Raw genomic sequence first — 25,444 nt, 5'->3', positions numbered from 1 at the left:
CACATAGGTAACAGTTTTTAACCGGCACTGGTCGAACACCCTGAGCCTATACCGTGATCGGGTGGAAAACCTGCTGGTGCAACGGATGCAGGTGATGGATCATTCGCCGGGCCAGCGGGGTTGATCGGGTGCAAGCGCAGTCAGGATGGTTTGCCGGTGCTCCAGCAAGTGTGGCGATAAATGAAGAGGGTGTTTTGATGGCGGGCAGGTTGATCTATCTCATCGGGCCTTCAGGTTCGGGCAAGGACAGCCTGCTGGATGCCGCACGAACGCGGTTGGCCGAACGCGGCTGCCGTATCGTGAGGCGGGTCATTACCCGCTCGGCCGAAGCGGTGGGTGAGGCGGCGCTGGGTGTCAGTGCGCAGCAGTTTGCCGATATGGAAGCTCAGGGCGCGTTTGCCCTGAGCTGGCACGCCAATGGGTTGTCCTATGGCATCCCGCGGGAAATCGACGATTGGCTGGCCGCCGGCGAGGACGTGCTGGTCAATGGCTCTCGGGGGCATTTGCAGAACACACGCCAGCGCTATCCAGACGTATTGGTGCTGTTGTTGACTGTGGATCAAGCGGTACTGCGCCATCGCTTGCTGGAGCGCGGGCGAGAATCGTTGATCGAGATCGATCAGCGCCTGGCGCGCAATGCCCGCTTCAGCGAGCAACTTCTGGCGGACGACCAGACCGTACACATGCTCGACAACTCCGGGCCAATTGAGCAAACGGTCGAGCGTTTGCTGGTCTGCATTGACGAGTGACACCGATTTACCTGACATTGCCGGGAACGGACGACGAGCAATTACCTTCGTATGCGGCCAATGCAGGCAATGGCGCAGCCTGTGATCTTTTGATCTTGATTGAGCTGCCTGTCAGGCTTTCGTGCCCAACAACCCATGCACATACTCCACAAATGCCCGAGCCTTGGCGCTGGCCATTCTCCCGGTGGGGAACACCGCCCACAGGTCCTGGTTCGGCAATGCCCAGTCCTTCATCACTTCCCGGACCGAACCGTCGGCCAGTTCTGGCGCAAACATCCATTGCGAGGCCATGGTCAGTCCTTGATGGGCCAGCACGGCTTCACGCAGGCCTTCGGCGGCGTTGACACGGATCCGGCCACTGACGATCACCGATTGCTTCTCACCGGCCTTGTTGAATTGCCAATTGGCGCCGTCACCGAGGGTGTAGACGACTGCCTGATGCTTGCCCAGGTCGGCGGGGCAGGTGGGGTCGCCGTGTTTTTCGAAGTACGCCGGTGTACCCAGTACCATGCGCCGGCATTCGGCGACCCTGCGCGCGGTCAGGCCCGAGTCGCTCAACGCGCCCATGCGCAGGGCGATATCGACGCCTTCTTCCACCAGATTGACGTTGCGATCGTCGAGCATCAGGTCGATGTTCAGCTCCGGGTGTTGCTCCAGGAAGGGGCCCAGGTGCGGAACGATGTGCAGCCGGCCGAAGGTGACCGGCGCGCAGATACGCAGGTTGCCACTCAGCCCACTGGCGGAACCGCGTGCGGCGTTGTCGGCCTCGTCGGCTTCTTCGATGGCACGCTTGGCCCGTTCGAAAAAGGCCAGCCCGGCCTCGGTAGGCGTCAGGCCGCGGGTAGAGCGCAGCAACAACCGCACTGCCAACCGCGCCTCGAGTTGCGCGATGGTTTTCGACACGGCCGGCTGGCCGATGCTCAGGCGTCGTGCCGCGGCGGAAAACGAGCCGGTTTCCACCACGTAGACGAAGGTTTCCATTGCGCCGAGGCGGTCCATTGAGGGTCCTTGTGCAAAATCTTGAGGATGTCGCAAGTCAACGCTGTTAAGCCGTCGCCAACGATGCCTTCGGCGAAACACTCAGGAACCGCAATAACGCCAGCAGCGGAAACGCGCTGCCGGCGATCACGATCCACAGCCAGCCGCCCTGTTCGTACACTGCGCTGGCCACCGAAGAGCCGAACGCGCCGCCGATGAAGATGCTGGTCATGTACAGCGCATTCAGGCGGCTGCGGCTTTTGCCGTCGAGGGCGTACACCGCACGCTGGCCGAGGACCATGTTCATCTGCACGCAGAAGTCCAGCACCACGCCGGTCACGGCCAGGCCGATGACACTGTAGGCCGGATGGATGAACGCCGGCATAAAACTCAGGCTGGCAAACAGCAGGGCCAGCAACGATGCGATGCGGGTGTGGCCGGCATCGGCCAGGCGTCCGGCGATCGGGGCGGCGATGGCGCCGATGGCGCCCACCAACGCGAAAATCGCGATCTCGCTTTGCGACAAACCGTGGTTGCGCGCCAGCTCCAGCGGCACGGCGGTCCAGAACAGGCTGAACGTGGCAAACATGCAGCCCTGGTAAAACGCGCGCTGGCGTAGCACCGGTTGCTTGCGCAGCAGCGTCCACAGCGAACCCAGCAACTGGCCATAGGAGGCGCTGTGATCAGGCTCACGCTTGGGAATGGTCACGGCCAGCACGATGCTGATGGCTGCCATCAACACCGCAGCAATCACAAACATCGCGCGCCAGCCGAAGTGGTCGGCCACCACGCTGGACACCGGCCGGGCCAGCAGAATGCCGAGCAGCAAACCGCCCATGATCCCGCCCACCACACGGCCACGGGTTTCTTCCGGCGCCAGGTGTGCGGCCAGTGGAATCAGGATCTGCACCGAAACCGAACTGAACCCCACCAACAGCGAAATCAGCAAGAACAGGTTCGGCTGATCGGTGAACGCCGCACCCAGCAGGCTGGCAATCGCCACCAGGGTGGTGATGATCATCAACCGGCGGTTCTCCAGTAGATCCCCCAGCGGCACCAGGAAAAACAGCCCCAGCGCATAGCCGATCTGAGTCAGGGAAACGATGAGGCTGGCCATGGTGTTGCTCAGGCCGATATCCGGGGCGATCAGGCCGATGATCGGCTGGGCGTAGTAGATGTTGGCGACAATGGCGCCGCAGCAGAAAGCGAACAGCAGCACCATGCCTTGGGTCATTGTCGCGGTGCCGTGGGGCACCTGGGTCGCTGGGTTCATAACGGGTCTCGCTGTACGGAAAGGAATGCGCGCAGGCTAACGGGCTGACTGAAACGGCGGAAGCGGGATTGGAGTGATAGCTATCATTCCATTGCGGAATGACTGACGGACGCGTGTGTCGTGCGCCTGATGGCCTTGCGTCAGAAGATCGAAGGTCAATGATACATTCACTTACATCTTGTTCGATAGCGTGCTTATGTTCTCTCTCCACGTCTCATGACCCGAGGGCCGCTCCATGAATGTGAAGTTTCGTCAGCTGATTCGCCGGGTTTCAGTCGTCACCTTGATCAGCGTATTCAGCGCTGGCCTGGCGCAGGCCGAAGATGCGCCGGGCACGCGCATCGGTGTACGCGGCGAAATCACCGGTGTCAGTCCGGACGTTGTGAAGGTCCACGCCAACAGCGGCGACAACCTGGTGATCAACCTGACCCAGGACACCAAGGTCCGCGCCGTGACCCTGGCCAACATCGAAGACATCAAGCCCGGTAGCTACATTGGCTCCGCAGCGATTCCCCAGGAGGATGGCACCCTCAAGGCCCTGGAGGTCCATGTGTTCCCGCCGGAACTGGCCGGCAGTGGCGACGGTCATCGGCCCTTCGATCTGGTCAAGGGCAGCAGCATGACCAACGGCAGCGTCGGCGACCTGGTGGTGAGCAATGGCCGGGTGCTGACCGTCAACTACAAGGGAGGCCAACAGAAGATCCTGGTGCCCGAAGACGTCCCCATCGTCAACCTGATGCCGGCCGATCGCAGCCTGTTGAAGGTGGGCGTGAAGATCGTGACCTTTGTCACGCAGGGCACTGACGGCACGCTCACCGCTCAATCCATCTCGGCGGGCAAGGATGGCGTGACGCCGCCGATGTAGCCGACACATGGCAACCGGCCATCTGAAGAAAAGCCCGCACGGCCCCGGCAGCTAGAATCTACTGGGGGGATCACTTCAATGTGTCCTTACAAGCGGGAGTATCACGATGAAAATCGTATCTTCGCTGGCGTTAGTGGTAGCGGTCGGTTGGATCTCTGGGTGCTCGACAGTGCCTGACAGTCAGGTCACCAGCGTTCCCCTGAATGCTACATCCGATAATCCCGGGAATATTGCCCGGTTGATCATGATGCCCGGTGATAACGCAACAACGTTCTGGGTTGAGGTCAGCGGCGAGGGCATAGGCAGCACATTGCCGGGGCGGTTGACGGCCTACATCTATCCGGGAAGCTGTGGGAACCTGGGTTCGAAACCCGTCTATGACATGAATGACGGCCCAAATGCCCGGTTCTATTCGCAAGCGTCGAACCAGCGCTTCTGGAAAAGCGCGCCGGTCGCCGTCGAGACCCTTCGAGCCGGCGGCTACGCGTCAAAGCCCGGTCGATGGTCATCAGGCTATTTTCTGCGGCAATTTGAGCTAGAGGCGCACCCGTGTCGTTCGGGGTGTTCACAAAAAAGGCGACCTGTGCAGGTCGCCTTGTTCATTGCCGGGCAGGGATCACTTGCCGCTGTAGATCTGGTCGAAAATCCCGCCATCGTTGAAGTGAGTCTTCTGCACGGTACGCCAGTCACCGAAGGTCTTCTCGACGGACAGGAAGTCCACTTTCGGGAAACGGTCGGTGTACTTGGCCAGCACGGCGGGGTCACGCGGGCGCAGGTAATTGGCGGCAGCGATTTCCTGGCCTTCCGGCGACCACAGGTACTTCAGGTATTCCTCGGCGGCGGCGCGGGTGCCTTTCTTGTCGACGGTTTTGTCGACCACCGACACCGGTGGCTCGGCTTCGGCGGAAACGCTTGGGTAGATCACTTCGAACTGATCACGGCCGAACTCGCGGGCGATCATTTCCGCTTCGTTCTCGAAGGTCACCAGCACGTCGCCGATCTGGTTGGTCATGAAGGTGGTGGTGGCGGCGCGGCCACCGGTATCGAGTACCGGCGCTTGCTTGAACAGCTTGCCGACGAAGTCTTTGGCCTTGTTCTCGTCACCGCCGTTTTTCAGCACGTAGCCCCAGGCCGACAGGTAGGTGTAGCGACCGTTCCCCGAAGTCTTCGGGTTCGGCACGATGACTTGCACACCATCCTTGAGCAGGTCAGGCCAGTCTTTCAGGGCTTTCGGGTTGCCCTTGCGCACGATGAACACGGTGGCCGAGGTGAAGGGCGCGCTGTTGTTCGGCAGGCGCGTGACCCAGTTGTCCGGGACCAGTTTACCGTTGTCCGCCAGGGCATTGATGTCGGTGGCCATGTTCATGGTGATCACATCCGCCGGCAGGCCGTCGATCACTGAGCGCGCCTGTTTACTGGAGCCGCCGAAGGACATCTGCAGGGTGATGTTTTCGTTGTGCTCGGCTTGCCAGTGTTTCTGGAACGCAGTGTTGTAGTCCTTGTAGAAATCGCGCATCACGTCGTACGAGACGTTGAGCAGTGTCGGTGCCGCTTGAGTTACGCTTGTCAGTGCCAGGCCAGCGGCCAGAAGAGAGGCGCTAAAGAGTTTTTTCACTGCGCAATCCTTGTTCTATTTAAAAGATGGGGCATTTTGCCAGCGACTATAACCGTGCTCGTATAGACCTTTAAAGATTAAAAAGCTCTTTGCTTATTCCAGCTTTTTGAACAGCGCATTGCCGCAACGGGAGCAGAATGCAGCACCGTGTTCGTGGCTGTTTTTCTTGCACACCGGGCAGTCGTGTTGAAGTTGATCGCCGCGCATGGCGTTGGCCAGTTCAGCGGTGAAAATCCCGGTTGGCACGGCGATGATCGAGTAACCGGTGATCATCACCAGCGACGAAATCACCTGGCCCAGCGGCGTCTTCGGCACGATGTCGCCGAAGCCCACGGTGGTCAGTGTCACGATAGCCCAATAGATGCCTTTGGGAATGCTGGTGAAGCCATGTTCCGGGCCTTCGATCACATACATCAGCGTGCCGAAAACCGTCACCAGCGTGCAGACGCTAACCAGGAACACCACGATTTTCTGTTTGCTGCCGCGCAGCGCCGACATCAGGTAGTTGGCTTGCTTGAGATAAGGGCTGAGCTTGAGCACGCGGAAAATCCGCAGCATGCGGATGATCCGGATAATCAGCAGATACTGCGCATCGGCGTAATACAGCGCGAGGATGCCGGGCACGATGGCCAGCAGGTCCACCAGTCCGTAAAAGCTGAAGGCGTAGCGCAGGGGTTTGGGCGAGCAGTACAGGCGCAGGATGTACTCGCCGAGGAAGATCACCGTGAAGCCCCACTCGATATAGGCGAGTACATCGGCGTAGTTGCGGTGAACGCTGTCGATGCTGTCGAGCATCACGATCACCAGGCTGGCGAGGATGATCAACAGCAGGATGCCGTCGAAGCGCCGACCCGCCTGGGTGTCGGTCTGGAAAATCATGACGTAAAGGTCTTCACGCCAGTGTTTGTTGCTGTCCATGGATAACGCCTGACTCGATGATCAGCGCAGCCTAGGTTGATTCTCCCCGGTAGCGCAAGGCGCGCTTTCGACCCTGGCTTTGCCGAGCATCTGAACAATCGTGCGGATCAGCCAGCAGGCAAGAATGAACGGCGCAGTCAGCGTGGGCAGGCCGATGGCGGCGAACACCGGTGTCAGCAACAGCGCCAGGCCGATGCCGACCAGCGGTAGCCACGGTTGGCGACGCTGCGAACTGAAGGCGAGGGCAGCGAGTACCGCGTTGTAGCCGCCGAGGCCCAGCAGTGCGGTGTAGAAGTCGTGCTGCAGCAGGCTCCAGCCCATGCCCGCACCAGACGCCAACAACGCCCAGCAGAATGCGCGGCGATCAGCGATCAGCAAACCGGCGGCAATCATCGCACCGGCCAGCGGATGACCGAGGAACATCACCTGGCCGATGCCTTTGAAAGGGGCGGCGAGCATGTTCAGGGTGCTGACCTCGATCAAATGCGCCTCTGTCGAGGGCGTGGCGAAGCACAGCAACACCCAGCTCAGCACCACGAATGGCGTGGTGTAGGCAGGGAGGTATTGGCTGAACCGGACGCGCTTGAGCCACTGTTGGGTGAACATCGCGCTCAGGCCACCGGCGGCCAGAATCAGTGGCGGCATCATCGCCGACCAGGGGAAGTACAGGCTCAGCAACAGACCGAGCAGAACGCCGTTGTAGCTGAACAATCCGGCCTGACGGTCAGCCTTGGCGTAGTTGCGACGTTGCGCGGTGAGCAGCCCGGCAACCCCGCCGAGCAAGGCGCCGCCCAGCAAGGCGGGCGCAGTGAACAGGATTGCCAGGAGGCACAGCAGGCCGCACAACGGATTACGCTGAAGAAAGATCTGGCTGAAGCCGTTGAGCAAGGCTTCGGCCCAGTCGGGGCAGTGGGTGTTGAAGTGATTGGCAGGCATGGCAGTTCTGAAAGTCAATGAAACCGAGTTGCCTGCTTCGCGAGCAAGCCCGCTCCCACATTGAGTCTTTGCTCAGTCATTGTATTTGTGCCGTACACAAATCAACTGTGGGAGCGAGCTTGCTCGCGATGAGGCCGGTATGGGCGCTAGATCAATGTCTCGATACGCAGAGAGTTAGTCGATCCCGGCTGCCCAAAGGGCACACCGGCGGTGATCAATAAGGTGTCGCCACGCTGTGCCATGCCTTGGGCCTGGGCGATCTCCAGCGCTGTGGAGCAGACTTCATCGACCTGGCGCAGGCGATCATTGACCACCGAGTGCACACCCCAGGCCACGCTCAGGCGACGGGCGGTCTGCAGGTTCGGCGTCAGGTTGAGGATCGGCACGGTCGGCCGCTCCCGCGCCGCACGCAGGCTCGACGCGCCGGATTCGCTGTAATTGACCAGCACTGCCACCGGCAGCACGTTGCTGATACGGCGAATGGCGCAACTGATCGCGTCGGAAACGGTGGCCTCGGCTTTCGGTCGGCTGACGTCGAGTTGAGTCTGGTAGTCCGGACCGTTTTCCACCTGGCGGATGATCTTGCTCATCATCTGCACGGCTTCGAGCGGGTATTCGCCGGACGCGGTTTCCGCCGACAGCATCACCGCGTCCGCCCCTTCGGCCACGGCGTTGGCGACGTCTGTGACTTCGGCGCGGGTGGGCGCCGGCGAGAAGCGCATCGACTCCAGCATCTGCGTGGCCACCACCACCGGTTTGCCGAGCTGACGGCAGGTGCTGATGATGTTCTTCTGGATCTGCGGCACGCTTTCGGCCGGCACTTCCACGCCCAGGTCACCCCGGGCGACCATGATCGCATCGCTCAATTCGGCGATCTCGCGCAGTTGTTCGACAGCCGAGGGCTTCTCGATCTTGGCCATCAGGAAGGCCTTGTCGCCGATCAGGCTGCGGGCTTCGCGGATGTCGTCGGGACGTTGCACGAACGACAGCGCCACCCAATCCACGCCCAGCTCCAGACCGAAGGTCAAGTCGCGGCGATCCTTGGCGGTCAGCGGGCTCAGGTCGAGCACCGCTTGCGGCACGTTCACGCCTTTGCGGTCCGACAACTCGCCGCCATTGAGCACGGTGGTGTCGATGGCGTCGGCATACTTGGTCACGACCCGCAGGCGCAACTTGCCGTCGTCCAGCAGCAGGTCCATGCCCGGCTCCAGCGCGGCGATGATTTCCGGGTGGGGCAGGTTGACCCGGCGCTCATCGCCCGGCGTGGCGTCGAGGTCCAGGCGCAAGGCCTGGCCGCGTACCAGTTGTACCTTGCCTTCGGCGAATTTGCCGACACGCAGTTTCGGGCCTTGCAGGTCCATCAGAATGCCCAATGGATAATTCAGTTGGCGCTCAACTTCACGAATCCACTGGAAACGCTGGGCGTGGTCGGCGTGATCGCCATGGCTGAAGTTCAGGCGGAAGATATTGACCCCGGCCAGCACCAGCTCACGGATGTCGTCGATGCCATCGATGGCCGGGCCGAGCGTGGCGAGGATTTTGACCTTTTTGTCAGGCGTCATGTTTAGTGCTCTCAAGGATCAGAATGGCGCGGAAGTCGTTGACGTTGGTTCGGGTCGGCTCGGTGACGATCAGGGCGTCGAGCGCCTCGAAATAGCCATAGCCGTTGTTGTTGTCCAACTCGTCGCTGGCGCTCAGGCCCTTTGCCGCGGCGCGGGCGTAGCTGTCCGGGGTCATGATTGCCCCGGCGTTGTCTTCCGAGCCGTCGATGCCGTCGGTGTCACCGGCCAGTGCGTAGACGCCGGGCAGGCCTTTGAGGCTGTCGGTCAGGCTCAGCAGGAACTCGGCATTGCGCCCGCCGCGGCCATTGCCGCGCACGGTGACGGTGGTTTCACCGCCCGAGAGAATCACGCAGGGCGCCGCCAGCGGCTGACCGTGCAGGACGATCTGGCGCGCGATGCCGGCGTGGACCTTCGCCACCTCGCGGGATTCGCCTTCGAGGTCGCCGAGGATCAGCGGGCTGAACCCGGCCTGACGGCATTTCACCGCCGCCGCTTCGAGGGATTGCTGCGGACGGGCGATCAATTGGAAGTGACTGCGTGCCAGGCTCGGGTCGCCGGGTTTGACGGTTTCCGACTCGGGGCTTTGCAGCCAGGTGCGCACCGAGGCCGGAACCTCGATGGCATAACGCTTGAGGATCGCCAGGGCTTCGGCCGAGGTGCTCGGGTCGGCCACGGTAGGGCCGGAGGCGATGACCGTGGCCAGATCGCCCGGTACATCGGAAATCGCATAGGTGTAGACAGTGGCCGGCCAGCAGGCTTTGCCCAGGCGGCCGCCCTTGATCGCCGAGAGGTGCTTGCGCACGCAGTTCATCTCGCCGATGGTCGCGCCGGACTTGAGCAGGGCTTTGTTGATCGACTGCTTGTCCGCCAGGGTGATGCCTTCGGCCGGCAGCGCCAGCAGGGCAGAGCCGCCGCCGGAGAGCAGGAAGATCACGCGGTCGGATTCGTTGAGGTCGCTGACCAGCTCCAGCACACGCTTGGCCACGGCCAGACCTGCAGCGTCCGGTACCGGATGTGCAGCTTCGACCACTTCGATTTTTTCGCAAGGTGCGCCGTGACCGTAACGGGTCACCACCAGGCCTGACACTTCACCCTGCCAGCAACGCTCGACCACCTGGGCCATGGCGGCCGCGGCTTTGCCGGCGCCGATGACGATCACGCGACCGCTGCGGTCGGCAGGCAGATGGGCTTCGAGGACTTGTTGCGGATGCGCCGCGTCGATGGCTGTGGCAAACAGCTCGCGCAGCAATTGTTGCGGATCGACCGACATGGCGGGCTCCCGGAATTCTTGTTATTCGAATGGGCAACTCGGTCCAGTGTGGGAGCGGGCCCTGTGGCGAGGGGGCTTGCCCCCGTTTGAGTGCGTAGCACTCACAAGATCTTCGGTGTATCAGAGATTTTGGGGCTGCTACGCAGCCCAACGGGGGCAAGCCCCCTCGCCACAGGCCCGCTCCCACATGGGGATGGGGCAGGACTTACTTCTTGTCGCGGATCGAGAAGTTCGCCATGTGTTCCAGACCCTTGATCAGCGCCGAGTGATCCCAGTTGCTGCCGCCGATGGCCGCGCAGGTGCTGAACACTTGCTGGGTGTTGGCGGTGTTCGGCAGGTTGATGTTCAGCTCCTTGGCGCCTTGCAGGGCCAGGTTCAGGTCCTTTTGGTGCAGGCTGATGCGGAAGCCTGGATCGAAGGTGCCCTTGATCATGCGCTCGCCGTGCACTTCGAGGATCTTCGAGGAAGCGAAACCGCCCATCAGTGCTTCACGCACCTTGGCTGGATCGGCACCGTTTTTCGAAGCGAACAGCAGGGCTTCGGCCACCGCCTGGATGTTAAGGGCCACGATGATCTGGTTGGCCACCTTGGCGGTTTGACCGTCGCCGTTGCCACCGACCAGGGTGATGTTCTTGCCCATGGCCTGGAACAGCGGCAGGGCGCGTTCGAAGGCGTCGGCATCGCCGCCGACCATGATGCTCAGGGTCGCCGCCTTGGCGCCGACTTCACCGCCGGAGACCGGGGCGTCGAGGTATTGCGCGCCTTTTTCGTTGATCTTCGCGGCGAAAGCCTTGGTGGCGGTCGGCGAGATCGAGCTCATGTCGATCACTATTTTGCCTTTGCCCACGCCGGCAGCGATACCATCGGCGCGGAACAGCACGTCGTCGACCTGCGGGGTATCCGGCACCATGACGATGATGAACTCGGCTTCCTGGGCGACTTCTTTCGGGTTCGCCAGAGCGACGGCGCCAGCGGCGACCAGGTCGGCAGGGGCGGCGTCGTGGTGCGCCGACAGGAACAGGCTGTGACCGGCTTTCTGCAGGTTCAACGCCATTGGGTGGCCCATGATGCCGGTGCCGATAAATCCGATTTTAGCCATGAGAAAATCCTCTTGTTTTGTGCTTTCTGTAGGAGCGAGCCTGCTCGCGATGAACCCCGAAGCAACGCGGGTATCCAGACAGCCCGCGTAATCGTTGACGACCATCGCGAGCAGGCTCGCTCCTACAGGGATATGTGTCAGATTGCGTTGTGGGTTTTGAGCCAGCCCAGGCCTGCTTCGGTGGTGGTCAGCGGCTTGTATTCGCAACCGACCCAGCCCTGGTAACCGATGCGGTCCAGGTGTTCGAACAGGAAGCGGTAGTTGATTTCACCGGTGCCTGGTTCGTTGCGCCCCGGGTTGTCCGCGAGCTGCACGTGGTTGATCTCGCCCAGGTGCGATTGCAGGGTGCGGGCCAGGTCGCCTTCCATGATTTGCATGTGGTAGATGTCGTATTGCAGGAACAGGTTGGCGCTGCCGACCTGCTCGCGAATCGACAGGGCTTGCGCCGTGTTGTTCAGATAGAAACCTGGAATGTCACGGGTGTTGATCGCTTCCATCACCAGCTTGATGCCCGCCGCTTGCAGCTTGTCGGCCGCGTACTTGAGGTTGGCGACGAAGGTTTTCTCCACGGTGGCATCGTCAAAGCCCTGCGGCCGGATACCGGCCAGGCAGTTGACCTGGGTATTGCCCAGCACTTGCGCGTAGGCGATGGCCAGATCGACACCGGCACGGAACTCTTCAACCCGGTCCGGCAGGCACGCGATACCGCGCTCGCCCTTGGCCCAGTCGCCGGCCGGCAGGTTGAACAGCACTTGGGTCAGACCGTTGGCGTCGAGCTTGGCCTTGATTTCGGCGGAGCTGAAGTCGTACGGGAACAGGTACTCGACACCACTGAAGCCGGCTTTGGCGGCCGCTTCGAAACGGGCAAGAAAGTCCTGTTCGGTGAACAGCATGGACAGGTTGGCTGCGAAACGCGGCATGGTGGTCTCCCGTATATGTATGAGGTCCCTTGTGGGAGCGGGCTTGTGTGGCGAGGGAGCTTGCTCCCGCTGGGGCGCGAAGCGGCCCCAAAAGCTTTACGACTGCTTCGCAGCCGAGCGGGAGCAAGCTCCCTCGCCACATAGCCCGCTCCCACAGGGGGAGCGGTCAGCTGTTAGTCCAGCAGCGAAATCGCAGTCGGTGCGTCGTCGCCGACCAGCGCCAGGTCTTCGAATTCGTTGACGGCGTTGATCTCGGTGCCCATGGAAATGTTGGTCACGCGCTCCAGGATGATCTCGACGATCACCGGAACCTTGAACTCTTCGATCAGTTCCTGAGCCTTGCGCAGGGCAGGCTGGATCTGAGCCGGTTCGAACACACGCAGAGCCTTGCAGCCCAGGCCTTCGGCCACCGCGACGTGGTCCACACCGTAGCCGTTGAGTTCCGGTGCGTTCAGGTTGTCGAAGGACAGCTGTACGCAGTAGTCCATGTCGAAACCGCGCTGTGCCTGGCGGATCAGGCCCAGGTACGAGTTGTTCACCACGACGTGGATGTACGGCAGCTTGAACTGCGCGCCCACCGCCAATTCCTCGATCATGAACTGGAAGTCATAGTCCCCCGACAGGGCCACGACTTTACGGTTCGGATCAGCCTTGACCACACCCAGCGCTGCCGGAATGGTCCAGCCCAGAGGGCCTGCCTGACCGCAGTTGATCCAGTGGCGCGGCTTGTAGACGTGCAGGAACTGCGCGCCGGCAATCTGCGACAGACCGATGGTGCTGACGTAGCAGGTGTCCTTGCCGAACACCTGGTTCATTTCTTCGTAAACGCGCTGCGGCTTGACCGGGACGTTGTCGAAGTGAGTCTTGCGCTGCAGGCTGGCTTTACGCTGCTGGCAGTCTTGCAACCAGGCGCTGCGGTTCTTCAGCTTGCCGGCGGCTTGCCACTCGCGAGCGACTTCGATGAACACGGTCAGCGCGGCAGCGGCGTCGGACACGATGCCCAGGTCCGGGGTGAACACGCGGCCGATCTGAGTGCCTTCGATGTCGACGTGGATGAACTTGCGGCCTTCGGTGTAGACGTCGACCGAACCGGTGTGACGGTTGGCCCAACGGTTACCGATGCCCAGCACCACGTCCGACTTGAGCATGGTCGCGTTGCCGTAGCGGTGCGAGGTCTGCAAGCCAACCATGCCCACCATCAGCGGGTGATCGTCAGGGATGGTGCCCCAGCCCATCAAGGTCGGGACAACCGGAATACCGGTCAGCTCGGCGAATTCCACCAGCAGGTCGCTGGCGTCGGCGTTGATGATGCCGCCACCGGCGACCAGCAATGGACGCTCGGCCTGATCCAGCAAGGCCAGGGCCTTCTCGACCTGAACCCGGCTAGCGGTCGGCTTGGCCAGCGGCAGTGGCTGGTAAGCGTCGATGTCGAATTCGATTTCCGCCATTTGAACGTCGAACGGCAGGTCGATCAGCACCGGGCCTGGACGGCCGGAGCGCATTTCATAGAAGGCTTTCTGGAACGCGTAAGGCACCTGGCCCGGTTCCAGAACGGTGGTTGCCCACTTGGTGACTGGCTTGACGATACTGGTGATGTCGACAGCCTGGAAGTCTTCCTTGTGCATACGGGCGCGGGGTGCTTGCCCTGTGATGCAGAGGATTGGAATCGAGTCGGCCGAGGCGCTGTAGAGCCCGGTGACCATGTCGGTGCCGGCAGGGCCGGAAGTACCGATGCACACGCCGATGTTGCCGGCCTTGGTGCGGGTGTAGCCCTCGGCCATGTGCGAGGCGCCTTCAACGTGGCGAGCGAGTACGTGATCGATGCCGCCGACCTTTTGCAGGGCGGAGTACAGCGGGTTGATGGCGGCACCCGGGATGCCAAAAGCGGTATCGACCCCTTCACGGCGCATCACCAGAACGGCGGCTTCGATTGCTCTCATTTTGCTCATGGTTTTGTGCCTCTTTACGTTTTGTAATTGTATACAAGTGGCTTTGCGCAGAGTGTATTCACGGCGGACGGCGCAGGTCAATCCATTTTCTCAAGCGCTTGTTTCATTCGTCGGAAGCCAGTTCTACTGTGGCTTTTCGTCGCATGTGGCGCCTTTCGAGAATTATTGTATACAAAAAAATAATCCATTGTGTTCTATTTGTTGCATCGGGCTGCGGCACAAAAGCGCAGCCCCACGACTTTCCCTATAACAAAATGAGGACGGCACCATGAGCGCTTTAACCTTGAAAGTCGCAGTCAACCTGGTCAACGAGGCCATCAACGCAGGGCGGGCAATCGCCGCGGCACCCTTGACCATCGCGGTACTGGATGCCGGCGGGCATCTGATCACCCTGCAACGCGAAGACGGCGCGAGCCTGCTGCGCCCGCACGTCGCCATCGGCAAGGCCTGGGGCGCCATTGCGCTGGGCAAGGGGTCACGCCTGCTGGCGCTGGACGCCCAGCAACGCCCGGCGTTTATCGCCGCGTTGAACAGCCTGGGGCAGGGCAGTGTCGTGCCGGCACCGGGTGGTGTGCTGGTGCGGGATCAGGACGGGAATGTGTTGGGGGCGGTGGGGATCAGCGGCGATCTGTCGGATGTTGACGAGCAGTGCGCGATCAATGCCATCGAGGCGTTGGGGTTGGTGGCGGATGCGGGGGTGGCGGCTTGATCTGTAGCGCCTGATCAATCGCCTTCGCGAGCAAGCCCGCTCCCACGAGGGGCGGTGGCGGACACAAAATGTCTGATCACCGCAATATCACTGTGGGAGCGAGCCTGCTCGCGAAAGCATTCTTCCAGTCACATTCAGCTAAAAGTCTGCATTACCCTCCAGCAAATGCGGGGCTAGCCTTTTCATGACTTCATCATGAGAGTGGCAAGGGAATGCCCAAGTTGTCTGCCTCACATCGCCTGCGTATCGGCCGTTACGCAGAACAAAACCGTATCTACCTATTGACTGCCAATACCTTCGAACGCCGACCTGTCTTCAAGGATTTCACCTTGGGCAGATTGGTCGTTGACCAATTTCGAAATGCTCAGACGCAAGGTTGTGCCAAGTCATTGGCATGGGTCGTCATGCCTGACCATTTTCATTGGTTGGTCGAGTTGCAGCAGGGTTCGCTCAGTGGATTGATGCAAAGGACCAAGTCGCTAAGCACCAAGGCAGTGAATCGGTCCGTCGGCGGGAAGATCTGTCTTTGGCAACAGGGGTATCACGACCGAGCATTGAGGCGAGATGAGGATTTGGTGAAGATGGCGCGGTATGTCGTAGCCAATCCGTTGCGGGCTGGCCTGGTCGAGAAGCTGGGCGACTATCCGCTGTGGGATGCTGTTTGGGTTTGAGCTGAAACCGTGGTGCCGCTATTCGCGAGCAGGCTCGCTCCCACAACGGATCTCCAGTGCTCACAAATCCCCTGTGGGAGCGGGCCTGCTCGCGAAGGCCGCGACTCGGTCTACCGCTCCGGCTCACACCCCTTCAACACCAACCGGATAATCGTCTGCGCCGCCGCTTCGTAATCTTCTTCATCCAGCTTCGCCTTGCCGGTGATGGCGGTGATCTGCCAGTCGAAGTCGGCGTAGGTCTGGGTGGCGGCCCAGATGCTGAACATCAGGTGGTTGGGGTCGATGGGGGCGATTTGTCCGCGGTCGATCCAGGTCTGGATGCACTCGATGTTGTGTTTGGCCTGACCATTGAGCTGTTCGACCAGGTCGGTGCTCAGGTGGGGTGCGCCGTGCATGATTTCGCTGGCGAACACCTTGGAGGCGAAAGGCAGGTCGCGGGAGATGCGGATTTTCGAGCGAATGTAGCCGCTGAGCACTTCACCGGGTTCGCCGTCCGGATTGAACGGTGTCGAAGCCTGCAGGATCGGCTCGATGATGCTTTCCAGGACCTCGCGGTAGAGGTTTTCCTTGGATTTGAAGTAGTAGTAGACGTTGGGCTTGGGCAATCCCGCCTTGGCTGCGATGTCGCTGGTTTTGGTCGCAGCGAAGCCTTTGTCGGCGAACTCCTCACTGGCGGCACGCAGGATCAATTGTTTGTTGCGCTCGCGGATAGTGCTCATAAACCCGGTGATTCCTTGCCTGTTCTGGCGGTTGCGCATGGTATCACCGGCCTCGCGCGGCGCTCAAGAATGCACCGTAGGCTCTTATGTCGGGCTATGCTGCTGCGCATTCATTGCAGAAGGAAACAGGATTCATGGCAGGAAGCAGTTTGCTGGTACTGATCGACGACATCGCGGCCGTGCTGGATGACGTCTCATTGATGACCCAAATGGCCGCCAAGAAAACGGCCGGCGTACTCGGTGACGACCTTGCGCTCAATGCCCAGCAGGTGAGCGGCGTGCGGGCCGAGCGGGAAATCCCGGTGGTCTGGGCGGTCGCCAAGGGTTCGTTCATCAATAAATTGATCCTGGTACCGTCGGCGTTGGCGATCAGTGCGTTCATTCCGTGGCTGGTCACACCGCTGTTGATGGTCGGCGGCGCTTATCTGTGCTTCGAAGGCTTTGAAAAGCTCGCCCACAAGTTCCTGCACAGCAAGGCTGAAGACGCCGTCGAGCATGCGCAGCTGGTCGAGGCGGTGGCCGATCCTGCCACTGACCTGGTGGCGTTCGAGAAGGACAAGATCAAAGGCGCGATCCGCACCGACTTCATTCTTTCGGCGGAAATCATCGCCATTACCTTGGGCACCGTGGCCGGTGCGCCATTGACCCAGCAAATCATCGTGCTTTCAGGCATTGCCATTGTCATGACGGTCGGTGTGTACGGACTGGTGGCGGGTATCGTCAAGCTCGACGACCTTGGCCTGTGGTTGACCCAAAAAACCGGGCGGATGGCGAAAAGCATCGGCGGCGGGATTCTGCGTGCGGCACCGTACATGATGAAGAGCCTGTCGGTGATCGGCACCGCGGCGATGTTCCTGGTGGGCGGCGGGATTCTCACGCACGGTGTGCCGGTGGTGCATCACTGGATCGAAAGTGTTGGTGCGGCGGCAGGCAGTGGCGGATTTATCGTGCCGGTGCTGCTCAATGGCGTGGCGGGGATTGTGGCGGGGGCGGTGGTGTTGGCTGGGGTTATGGCTGTCGGCAAGATCTGGAAAGCCCTGAAAGGCTGAAGACAACGCTAAGCAAATGTGGGAGCGGGCTTGCTCGCGAAGTGGTCGTGTCAGATACCCAAAAGGTTGACTGATGCACCGCTTTCGCGAGCAGGCTCGCTCCCACAGTTACTTGTATCAGCCGGGTTTACTCGGCGATCTGCAACTTGCGCGCTTCGGTATACACGTAACGCACTTTCTCGTACTCGAATGGCGAGTTCAGCTGGCCATAACGGAAGGTGGTCTGGTTGCGCTTGTCGATGCCGCGCAGGACCCAGACTTCCGGATGGTTGGAGCTGACCTCGGCCACGTTGAGGTAGTTGATCGCATTCTCGGCTGTGTAATCGACCAGCAGGCCGCCGGTATCACGCAGGTTCGACGGACCGAGGATCGGCAGGACGAAGTAAGCGCCTCCCGGAACACCATAGAAGCCCAGGGTCTGGCCGAAGTCTTCGCTCTGGCGTGGCAGGCCCATGGCGGTGGCCGGATCCCACAGGCCGGCGATGCCTATGGTGGTGTTGAGCAGCAGTCGCCCGGTGGTTTCCAGTGAGCGCTGGCCCTTGAGTTGCAGCAGGCTGTTCAACAGGTTCGGCACATCGCCGAGGTTGTTGAAGAAGTTGCTGACGCCGGTGCGCAGGAAGCTCGGGGTGACGTAGCGGTAACCATTGACCACTGGCAGGAATACCCATTGGTCGAAGCGGTAGTTGAAGTGGTAGACGCGCCGGTTCCACTCTTCCAGCGGATCGTAGACAGCCAGTGCGCTGAGCGTCGAACGCTCGAATTCGCGCTGGTCCAGCCCCGGGTTGAACTTGAGTTTGCTCAACGGTTCCTTGAAGCCGTCACTGTCGACGACCACGGGAGCGTTGGCCTTGCTGTTGTCGGCTTGCGCGACGCCTGCACAGAGTAACGCTGCGAAAAGCAGGAGGTATTTAGCCACGGAAGAACTCCAGCATGGCGTCGCTGTTGACGCGGTAGTTAATGTTGCCGCAGTGGCCCCCGTGCGGGTAAACGGTCAGGCGATCACCGAAGGTCTTGCGCAGGAAGCCCAGGTCGCCAGGACCGAGGATCACGTCGTCGGCGTTGTGCATGACGGCGATTTTCGGGCTTTCGTGCAGATAGTCCTTCAGCGCGTACAGGCTCACTTGATCAATCAATTGCAGCAGGCTGCCGCCGTCAGTTCGGGCGCGCCACATCGGGATCACTTGTTCGGTGATGTAGCAGTCGAAGTCGCATTGCAGCGCACGCTTGAGGAATGGCGTGAGGCTGGTGCCTTCGGTGATCGGGAACTTGGGCGGGGTGATCAGGCCGCGACGGTTGATCAGGTCCGAGGTAAAGGCAATGTCGGCCGCCGAGAAGCGGAACGAGGTGCCGATCAACATGGCCATCTGTTCGTTGGTCAGGTGCTGCTTGGACTGCTGGAAGTCGTAGAGCAGGGCATCGTTGAGGTCGATGTAGCCCTTCTGCTGGAAGTAGCGGGTCAGTTTGTTCAGAACCAGTTCATAGAACGTGGTGCTGTTGTTGATGCCCTTGACCTCGGTCTGGACCAGCTTGTCGAGGTTGGTGATCGAGGTGTAGAGGTTGACTGGCGGGTTGAGCAGCAGGACTTTCTTGAAGTTGAAGCTGCGGCGGGTTTCGTCCAGGTGCGCGACGAAAGCGGCATCCAGTGCCCCCAGGCTATACCCGGTCAGGTAGTAATCGGTGACGGGCACTTTCGGGTTCTGTGCCCGCACGGCCTGCATCACCCGGTACAGGTCTTCGGCGTCTTCCTTGGAAACGCCCGGTGTGGCGAAGCGCGAGGCGGCACTGATGAAGTCATAGCTGGTGGGCGATGACAACTGCACCACGTGGTAGCCGGCTTTGTAATAGAGCTTCTTCAGGTATTCGTTCAGGCTGCTGTCATAGCGCGCACCGGTGCCGGCGATCAGGAAAATCAGCGGCGCGGCGTGATCTTGCGTGGCAATGCGGTAGTCGAGTTTCTTGACTGCCCAGAAATTGTCCGGCAATTCGAACGCCCGTTCCGGACGCAAGGTGACACTGCGCACGGTCTGATCGATGTCATCGTCCAGGGGGAGCTCCGGACGCAGGTCCGGCGGCGTGGTCGCAATGGTCGCCTCGAACGGGTTGGTCAGGGGGTAGCCATAACTGGCGGCGTCAACGTCGACCGCCAGTGCGGACGCACTCAATATAAGGCCGCCAAACAGGGCGGCGAAGCGCAAGGAGCGGAGCATGACTAAATCCCTTAGAAGAAGGTGTCAAATGAAATTCGCAGGCTATGACCACCGGATACGCGCCAAAGTGCCAAGCCTCGGCACCAAACAGGCCTGATTTCGAAGTTATAGTAGCTGGACGATACACTTTGCAGCGATTGAATGCCCAGTTAACAGTTGTTATAGCTTGCGAAAGGTTCAAGGGCGATTAAGCTGGCCGCCGTTTTTCGCCAATTGGAGTGTTTCATGTCCCGCCGCCTGCCCGTGATCCTGCTGCTTGTTTTGCTGCCTGTATGGCTGGCCGCCAGTTATGGCGCGCGTTATGGCTTCATGGAGGATGCGCAGTGGGTCGGCATTTGCGTGGATGAGGCAAGCCGTTGGGAATGCCAGGTGCGTTCGAACCTGGGCCTGATGATTCACTTCGGGGTTCTGGGCTGGGGCGCCTTGGCTGCTGCCGTGATCGGCTTTGTGTTGTCCGGGCGTGCGGGGTGGTGGTTGGCAGTGCTGGCGCTGGTGCTCGGTTTTCCGGCGTTGGCCTTGTACAACACGACGTTGGCGGTGTTTGCGGTGGTGATTGCGGGGTTGCGGTTGGTCAGGGCTTCCCGCAGCGCCTGATAGTCCGCTATCGCGAGCAAGCTCGCTCCCACAGTGGATCTTCAGTGAACACAAAGTCCGTGTGCGATAAAGATCAATTGTGGGAGCGAGCTTGCTCGCGATGAGGCCAGTCGGGTCAATGCGAAATCAAGCTGTGCGAACCCGCAAACAGCGCCACAACGCAACCACCATCAACACACTCACCAGCGCCCAGCCCCAGGCCTGCTGGTTCAGTAAACCTTCACGAAACAGTTGCGGTGCGATGCCGGCGCCAATGATGAAAGTCAGCAGGGCGATTTCCCGGCGCGGCGCGCTCACCGGGCGGCACAGGTAGACCAGCGCCGGTACGATGAACGCCACGCTCGGGAAGCTGCGATAGCGCGGGTCGAATACCAGTTCCAGCATCATCACGGCCGCCGCGAAACCTGCCGTTGCAACCAGCCAGCCAGCACGGCGCTCCAGTAAATCGAAAGCCCGCCCGCGCCACCCGTCAAGCGGACTCAGTGCCAGTGCAGCGTGGGCCAGCACCAGCAGATTCAGTACGGTCAGCAACCCGACCCACAGCCATTCACTGGTGAAGCGGGTGGTGACGCGTGCCAGGTCGCCCCAGGCGCCAATCGAGCAGGCGGCCAATGCGCCGAGCAGTGGCAGCACCAACGCCGCGCGCGTCGTGCGAACCCGGCCGCCAAGCAGCAGGGTGCCGATAAAGATCAGGCCGCCCACCGCCAGCCATTGCGACCAGTACGGGACGTTTGTCACTGGCCCGGCCAGCACGCCCTTGTCCTGGCGATCGGCATCGAACAGTCCCCAGTAGCCACCGACCGCGCCTTCACTGGCGCGCTTCCATGGTTGGTCGAAGGCTTCGATCAGGTTGTAATGCCAGCCTTGCTGCTCGGCCATGGCGACAAAACCACGAATGAATTTGGCTTCATTGACCCGGCTTGGCAGGGCGGTTTCGCGCTGGCGGCCTTCGCTGGGCCAGCCGGTTTCGCCGATCAGTACGTCCTTGGGCGCGAATTTGTTGCCGAACACCTGGCGCACTTCCGCCACATGTTGCAGGGCGGCGTCGATGTTCGATGGATCGTCCTCCCAGTACGGCAGCAAATGAATGGTCAGGAAGTCCACGGCAGGGGCAATTTCAGGGTGCTTGAGCCAGAACTCCCAGACGTCGGCATAGGTGACGGGCTGTTTGACCTGGCTCTTGACCTTGTTGATCAGCCTCGCCAATTGCGCGCCGGTGACTTCCTTGCGCAGCAGGGTTTCGTTGCCTACGATCACTGCGTTGACCACATCCGGGTTGGCGTTGGCCGAAGCGATCAGCAGGTCGACTTCTTTTTCCGTGTCCACCGGGTTGCTGTTGACCCAGGCGCCGATCATCAGCTTCAAGCCGTGTTTGCGCGCAAGGTCCGGCAGGGCTTCAAGGCCGGTCATGGAATAGGTGCGGATGCATTCGAAGCTTTTTGACAGCAGTGCGAGGTCGGCATCCATACGTTCGGGGCGCAAGTTGAATGGCACGTCGAACGGCGATTGGTCCTTGTCGAACGGCGTATAGGACGCGCATTGCAGCTTGTGCGTGGCGCTGGCCGCGTCCGGCAGGATCACCGGTTTGCCAAGGCCGTACCAGAAGCCGCCAAGGGCAAACAGCCCGAGCAGGCAAGCGAATAGATAAGCAGCAAAAGGAAAGCGGGATGTCGCGGACATGGTCAGGCCGTGTGGGAGCAAAGCGGCGCATGTTACCTGCATTTACCGCGCGCTTGGTGGCCTGCATGATTTTGACATGCAAAGTTCGGGCGGTTTGGCAGGTACGTTTGCCATGGTCAGGATTAATGGCTTTCTGATGTCGTTTCTCGATGCCTTGAGGTCGCTGGCAGAGCAGGTCGCGATGAGCGTCAGGTTGATTATCGAGGCGTCAGTACTCCGCTGATGTCGGGACGAGTTTGCTGTGAGGCGTGATGGGGGCGCTGTGCACCATAACAATACGTTTAAGCGACTCGGCATCCGTCGAGCGCAGCACTTTCGGGGAAGTAACGATGAAGATGCGACGACTCTTGGGCGCAGGTGCCGCTTTGGTGCTGGCGATCAGCTCTACCGTGGCCAGTGCCGCCGGGAAGGAAGTGACTATCGGTTACGTCGATGGCTGGTCGGACAGCGTTGCCACGACCAACGTGGCCGCCGAAGTGATCAGGCAGAAACTCGGTTATGACGTAAAGCTGCAAGCCGTTGCCACCGGGATCATGTGGCAGGGCGTGGCGACCGGTAAACTCGACGCCATGCTGTCGGCCTGGCTGCCGGTGACCCACGGCGAATACTGGACGAAGAACAAGGATCAGGTCGTCGATTACGGCCCGAACTTCAAGGATGCAAAAATCGGATTGATCGTGCCGGAGTACGTCAAGGCCAAGTCGATCGAGGACCTGAAAACCGACGACACCTTCAAGAATCGCATCGTCGGCATCGACGCCGGTTCAGGCGTGATGCTCAAGACCGACCAGGCCATCAAGGACTACGACCTGACCGGTTATCAACTCAAGGCCAGTTCCGGCGCCGGCATGATTGCCGAGCTGACCCGTGCCGAGAAGAAAAACGAATCCATCGCCGTCACCGGCTGGGTACCGCACTGGATGTTCGCCAAGTGGAAACTGCGCTTCCTCGAAGATCCGAAAGGCGTGTATGGCGCGGCAGAAACCGTGAACAACATCGGCAGCAAAGGGCTTGAGGCCAAGGCGCCGGAAGTGGCCAAGTTCCTGAAGAACTTCCAGTGGGAATCCAAGGATGAAATCGGACAGGTGATGCTGGCGATTCAGGACGGTGCCAAACCTGAAGCCGCAGCGAAGGACTGGGTCGCCAAACATCCTGAGCGCGTGGCTGACTGGACCAAGTAACAGGCACCTCGCTTTAAATTGTGGGAGCGGGCTTGCTCGCGAAAGCGGTCTGACAGTCAACTTTGATAGTGACTGATACGACCTCTTCGCGAGCAAGCCCGCTCCCACATTGATTTATGGTGTGCTGATAATTGGCGAATCTGTCATGTGGTTCTAAGACTAAGGTCGTCTGGAACCTGCCCCGCAGCCGCATAGAGTGGATACCGTTCCACTTCAATCTGTGCTGCGAGGATAAAAACAATGAACGACAGCATTTACCTCTCGATTCAAAACAGCCCGCGTTTCAAGGAGCTGGTCAGCAAGAGGGAGCGATTCGCCTGGATTCTTTCGGCGATCATGCTAGGGCTTTACTCCGGATTCATTCTTCTGATTGCCTATGGGCCGCAGGTGCTGGGGGCAAAAATCAACCCTGAGTCCTCGATTACCTGGGGCATACCGATTGGTGTCGGGCTGATTGTCTCGGCCTTCGTCCTGACCGGCATCTACGTACGCCGTGCCAATGGCGAGTTTGACGACCTGAACAATGCGATTCTCAAGGAGGCTCAGCAATGATCCGGCGTCTACTGGCTCTATTGAGCATCGCAGCTTTTGCACCGGGCGCCTGGGCGGCTGACGCCCTGACCGGTGCCGTGCAGAAGCAACCGCTTAACGTCTCCGCGATCCTGATGTTCGTGGTATTCGTAGGGGCAACCCTGTGCATCACTTACTGGGCCTCCAAGCGTAACAAGTCGGCTGCCGACTACTACGCGGCGGGCGGCAAGATCACCGGTTTCCAGAACGGTCTGGCGATTGCCGGTGACTACATGTCGGCGGCGTCTTTCCTGGGGATTTCCGCGCTGGTGTTCGCTTCAGGCTACGACGGGCTGATCTATTCGATCGGCTTCCTGGTGGGCTGGCCGATCATCCTGTTCCTGATCGCCGAGCGCCTGCGTAACCTGGGCAAGTACACCTTTGCCGACGTGGCGTCCTACCGCCTGGGGCAAACCCAGATCCGTACGCTGTCTGCCTGCGGTTCGCTGGTGGTGGTGGCGTTCTACCTGATCGCCCAGATGGTCGGTGCGGGCAAGCTGATCCAGTTGCTGTTCGGCCTCGACTACCACGTCGCGGTAATTCTGGTGGGCGTGCTGATGTGCCTTTATGTGTTGTTCGGCGGCATGCTGGCGACCACCTGGGTGCAAATCATCAAGGCCGTTCTGCTGCTGTCCGGCGCTTCCTTCATGGCGCTGATGGTAATGAAACACGTCAACTTCGACTTCAACATGCTGTTTTCCGAGGCGATCAAGGTTCACCCTAAGGGTGAGGCGATCATGAGCCCGGGCGGTCTGGTGAAAGATCCGGTCTCGGCGTTCTCCCTCGGCCTGGCACTGATGTTCGGTACAGCGGGTCTGCCGCACATCCTGATGCGCTTCTTCACCGTGAGTGATGCAAAGGAAGCTCGCAAGAGTGTGCTGTACGCAACCGGCTTCATTGGCTACTTCTACATCCTGACCTTCATCATCGGTTTCGGCGCGATCCTGCTGGTCAGCACCAACCCAGCCTTCAAAGACGCGGCCGGCGCATTGCTCGGCGGTAACAACATGGCGGCGGTGCACCTGGCCAACGCAGTCGGTGGCAGCATCTTCCTGGGCTTCATCTCGGCCGTGGCGTTCGCGACCATTCTGGCGGTAGTGGCCGGCCTGACCCTGGCGGGTGCTTCGGCGGTGTCCCACGACCTGTATGCCAGTGTGATCAAGAAGGGCAAGGCCAACGAGAAGGATGAGATTCGTATCTCGAAGATCACCACCATTGCCTTGGCTGTGTTGGCCATCGTTCTGGGCATTCTGTTCGAAAGCCAGAACATCGCGTTCATGGTGGGCCTGGCGTTCTCCATCGCGGCGAGCTGCAACTTCCCGGTACTGTTGCTTTCCATGTACTGGAAAAAGCTGACCACTCGCGGTGCGATGATCGGCGGCTGGATGGGTCTGATCAGTGCAGTAGGCCTGATGATCCTTGGCCCGACCATCTGGGTGCAGATCCTGCATCACGAGAAGGCTATCTTCCCGTATGAGTACCCGGCGTTGTTCTCGATGATGATTGCCTTTGTCGGGATCTGGTTCTTCTCGGTCACTGACAAGTCGACTGCGGCTGACAATGAGCGGGCGCTGTTCTTCCCGCAGTTTGTTCGTTCGCAGACTGGGTTGGGGGCGAGTGGGGCGGTTTCGCACTAAGGCTTGATGCTTTGATATAGCTGGCGATGTTTTATGAAGTGCTCCGGTCGAAAGATCGGGGCACTTTTTTATTGTGCGTTAATCGAACTGAATTTTGCGGATGTACCGATTTACTGTGGGAGCGAGCTTGCTCGCGATGGCGGTCTGTCAGCCGACCTGTCTCTTGTTGACCGTGTACATATCCATTGCTGCGGTAACGGCGGCTTATGGTTTCGCCCTTACGGCGACTCACTTTTTTACAAGCGCCTAAAAAAGTAAGCAAAAAACGCTCGGGTATGACTCACCCACATAGG

General features: G+C 60.4%; 23 protein-coding genes. 9 read left to right on the top strand and 14 right to left on the bottom strand.

Annotation, left to right across the window (positions count from 1 at the left end):
• The first annotated feature begins 197 nt into the window (after positions 1–197).
• On the top strand, positions 198–749 hold the full coding sequence (gene phnN, locus PMI26_RS24005; RefSeq protein WP_007971430.1) for a phosphonate metabolism protein/1,5-bisphosphokinase (PRPP-forming) PhnN: 552 nt from the start codon (positions 198–200) through the stop codon (positions 747–749).
• A 111-nt stretch (positions 750–860) separates the two neighbouring features.
• Here phnN and PMI26_RS24010 read toward each other — a convergent pair whose 3' ends face one another.
• Together PMI26_RS24010 and PMI26_RS24015 are read right to left on the bottom strand one after the other, a co-directional pair.
• Positions 861–1,748, bottom strand: coding sequence for a LysR family transcriptional regulator (locus PMI26_RS24010; protein ID WP_007971428.1), 888 nt, complete (start codon positions 1,746–1,748; stop codon positions 861–863).
• Between the two features lie 46 nt (positions 1,749–1,794).
• Positions 1,795–3,000: an MFS transporter gene (locus PMI26_RS24015; RefSeq protein WP_007971426.1), complete on the bottom strand. Its 1,206-nt coding sequence runs from the start codon at positions 2,998–3,000 to the stop codon at positions 1,795–1,797.
• A 235-nt stretch (positions 3,001–3,235) separates the two neighbouring features.
• On the opposite strand from PMI26_RS24015, the gene PMI26_RS24020 reads away from it, so the two are divergent.
• Positions 3,236–3,865: a hypothetical protein gene (locus tag PMI26_RS24020; protein ID WP_007971424.1), complete on the top strand. Its 630-nt coding sequence runs from the start codon at positions 3,236–3,238 to the stop codon at positions 3,863–3,865.
• A 616-nt stretch (positions 3,866–4,481) separates the two neighbouring features.
• Here the strand turns inward: PMI26_RS24020 and PMI26_RS24025 are convergent.
• From PMI26_RS24025 to gcl, 8 genes are all read right to left on the bottom strand, one after another.
• Positions 4,482–5,480: a sulfate ABC transporter substrate-binding protein gene (locus PMI26_RS24025; RefSeq protein ID WP_007971421.1), complete on the bottom strand. Its 999-nt coding sequence runs from the start codon at positions 5,478–5,480 to the stop codon at positions 4,482–4,484.
• A 93-nt stretch (positions 5,481–5,573) separates the two neighbouring features.
• Entirely contained in the window at positions 5,574–6,398 is an 825-nt protein-coding gene (locus PMI26_RS24030; protein ID WP_007971419.1) for an ion transporter, read from the bottom strand.
• A 21-nt stretch (positions 6,399–6,419) separates the two neighbouring features.
• Positions 6,420–7,334 (bottom strand): urea transporter, encoded by a 915-nt coding sequence (locus PMI26_RS24035; RefSeq protein WP_007971418.1) that lies wholly within the window; start codon positions 7,332–7,334, stop codon positions 6,420–6,422.
• A 146-nt stretch (positions 7,335–7,480) separates the two neighbouring features.
• Positions 7,481–8,896 (bottom strand): pyruvate kinase, encoded by a 1,416-nt coding sequence (pyk, locus tag PMI26_RS24040; protein WP_007971417.1) that lies wholly within the window; start codon positions 8,894–8,896, stop codon positions 7,481–7,483.
• The gene (locus PMI26_RS24045; protein WP_007971416.1) at positions 8,886–10,166 is read right to left on the bottom strand and encodes a glycerate kinase type-2 family protein; all 1,281 of its coding nucleotides are present in this window, start codon (positions 10,164–10,166) and stop codon (positions 8,886–8,888) included. Before PMI26_RS24045 ends, pyk begins: the two co-directional genes overlap by 11 nt.
• Before the next feature lie 205 nt (positions 10,167–10,371).
• Positions 10,372–11,265, bottom strand: a complete 894-nt coding sequence (locus PMI26_RS24050) for a 2-hydroxy-3-oxopropionate reductase (RefSeq protein WP_007971415.1) — start codon at positions 11,263–11,265, stop codon at positions 10,372–10,374.
• A 137-nt stretch (positions 11,266–11,402) separates the two neighbouring features.
• Positions 11,403–12,185 (bottom strand): hydroxypyruvate isomerase, encoded by a 783-nt coding sequence (gene hyi / locus PMI26_RS24055; protein ID WP_007971414.1) that lies wholly within the window; start codon positions 12,183–12,185, stop codon positions 11,403–11,405.
• Positions 12,186–12,358: 173 nt separating this feature from the next.
• Positions 12,359–14,134 carry a glyoxylate carboligase gene (gene gcl, locus PMI26_RS24060; RefSeq protein ID WP_007971413.1) on the bottom strand — a complete coding sequence of 592 codons (1,776 nt, stop codon included), beginning with the start codon at positions 14,132–14,134 and terminating at the stop codon, positions 12,359–12,361.
• A gap of 268 nt (positions 14,135–14,402) precedes the next feature.
• Between gcl and PMI26_RS24065 the strand changes: the two genes are divergently transcribed.
• Both PMI26_RS24065 and PMI26_RS24070 read left to right on the top strand, forming a co-directional pair.
• Complete coding sequence (locus PMI26_RS24065; protein WP_007971412.1) at positions 14,403–14,843, top strand: GlcG/HbpS family heme-binding protein; 441 nt, start codon at positions 14,403–14,405, stop codon at positions 14,841–14,843.
• Between the two features lie 212 nt (positions 14,844–15,055).
• Positions 15,056–15,514, top strand: a complete 459-nt coding sequence (locus PMI26_RS24070; RefSeq protein ID WP_007971411.1) for an REP-associated tyrosine transposase — start codon at positions 15,056–15,058, stop codon at positions 15,512–15,514.
• Positions 15,515–15,624: 110 nt separating this feature from the next.
• Here the strand turns inward: PMI26_RS24070 and PMI26_RS24075 are convergent, their stop codons facing one another.
• A complete protein-coding gene (locus tag PMI26_RS24075) occupies positions 15,625–16,233 on the bottom strand; it encodes a TetR/AcrR family transcriptional regulator (protein WP_007971410.1) in 609 nt (202 codons plus the stop codon).
• A gap of 134 nt (positions 16,234–16,367) precedes the next feature.
• Here PMI26_RS24075 and PMI26_RS24080 point away from each other — a divergent pair, with 134 nt between their 5' ends.
• A complete protein-coding gene (locus PMI26_RS24080; protein WP_007971407.1) occupies positions 16,368–17,282 on the top strand; it encodes a DUF808 domain-containing protein in 915 nt (304 codons plus the stop codon).
• 127 nt (positions 17,283–17,409) lie between these two features.
• On the opposite strand, the gene PMI26_RS24085 is transcribed toward PMI26_RS24080, so the two are convergent.
• Together PMI26_RS24085 and PMI26_RS24090 are read right to left on the bottom strand one after the other, a co-directional pair.
• On the bottom strand, positions 17,410–18,198 hold the full coding sequence (locus tag PMI26_RS24085) for an MlaA family lipoprotein (RefSeq protein WP_007971405.1): 789 nt from the start codon (positions 18,196–18,198) through the stop codon (positions 17,410–17,412).
• On the bottom strand, positions 18,191–19,489 hold the full coding sequence (locus PMI26_RS24090; protein WP_007971404.1) for a serine protein kinase PrkA: 1,299 nt from the start codon (positions 19,487–19,489) through the stop codon (positions 18,191–18,193). Before PMI26_RS24090 ends, PMI26_RS24085 begins: the two co-directional genes overlap by 8 nt.
• 225 nt (positions 19,490–19,714) lie before the next feature.
• Here PMI26_RS24090 and PMI26_RS24095 point away from each other — a divergent pair, with 225 nt between their 5' ends.
• Positions 19,715–20,083 carry a hypothetical protein gene (locus PMI26_RS24095; protein ID WP_007971403.1) on the top strand — a complete coding sequence of 123 codons (369 nt, stop codon included), beginning with the start codon at positions 19,715–19,717 and terminating at the stop codon, positions 20,081–20,083.
• Positions 20,084–20,209: 126 nt separating this feature from the next.
• On the opposite strand, the gene PMI26_RS24100 is transcribed toward PMI26_RS24095, so the two are convergent.
• Entirely contained in the window at positions 20,210–21,805 is a 1,596-nt protein-coding gene (locus PMI26_RS24100) for a glycoside hydrolase family 17 protein (protein ID WP_007971401.1), read from the bottom strand.
• A 287-nt stretch (positions 21,806–22,092) separates the two neighbouring features.
• Between PMI26_RS24100 and PMI26_RS24105 the strand changes: the two genes are divergently transcribed.
• The 3 genes from PMI26_RS24105 to PMI26_RS24115 all read left to right on the top strand — a co-directional run bounded on the left by PMI26_RS24105 (position 22,093) and on the right by PMI26_RS24115 (position 25,151).
• Positions 22,093–22,944: a glycine betaine ABC transporter substrate-binding protein gene (locus tag PMI26_RS24105; RefSeq protein WP_033047503.1), complete on the top strand. Its 852-nt coding sequence runs from the start codon at positions 22,093–22,095 to the stop codon at positions 22,942–22,944.
• Positions 22,945–23,184: 240 nt separating this feature from the next.
• Positions 23,185–23,496, top strand: coding sequence for a DUF485 domain-containing protein (locus PMI26_RS24110; protein ID WP_007971395.1), 312 nt, complete (start codon positions 23,185–23,187; stop codon positions 23,494–23,496).
• A complete protein-coding gene (locus tag PMI26_RS24115; protein ID WP_007971393.1) occupies positions 23,493–25,151 on the top strand; it encodes a cation acetate symporter in 1,659 nt (552 codons plus the stop codon). Before PMI26_RS24110 ends, PMI26_RS24115 begins: the two co-directional genes overlap by 4 nt.
• Positions 25,152–25,444 lie beyond the last annotated feature (293 nt).

Origin of the sequence: Pseudomonas sp. GM33, from assembly GCF_000282295.1 — a bacterium.
Taxonomy (GTDB): Bacteria; Pseudomonadota; Gammaproteobacteria; order Pseudomonadales; family Pseudomonadaceae; genus Aquipseudomonas; species Aquipseudomonas laurylsulfatiphila.
This window is presented reverse-complemented; position numbering and strand designations above follow the sequence as displayed.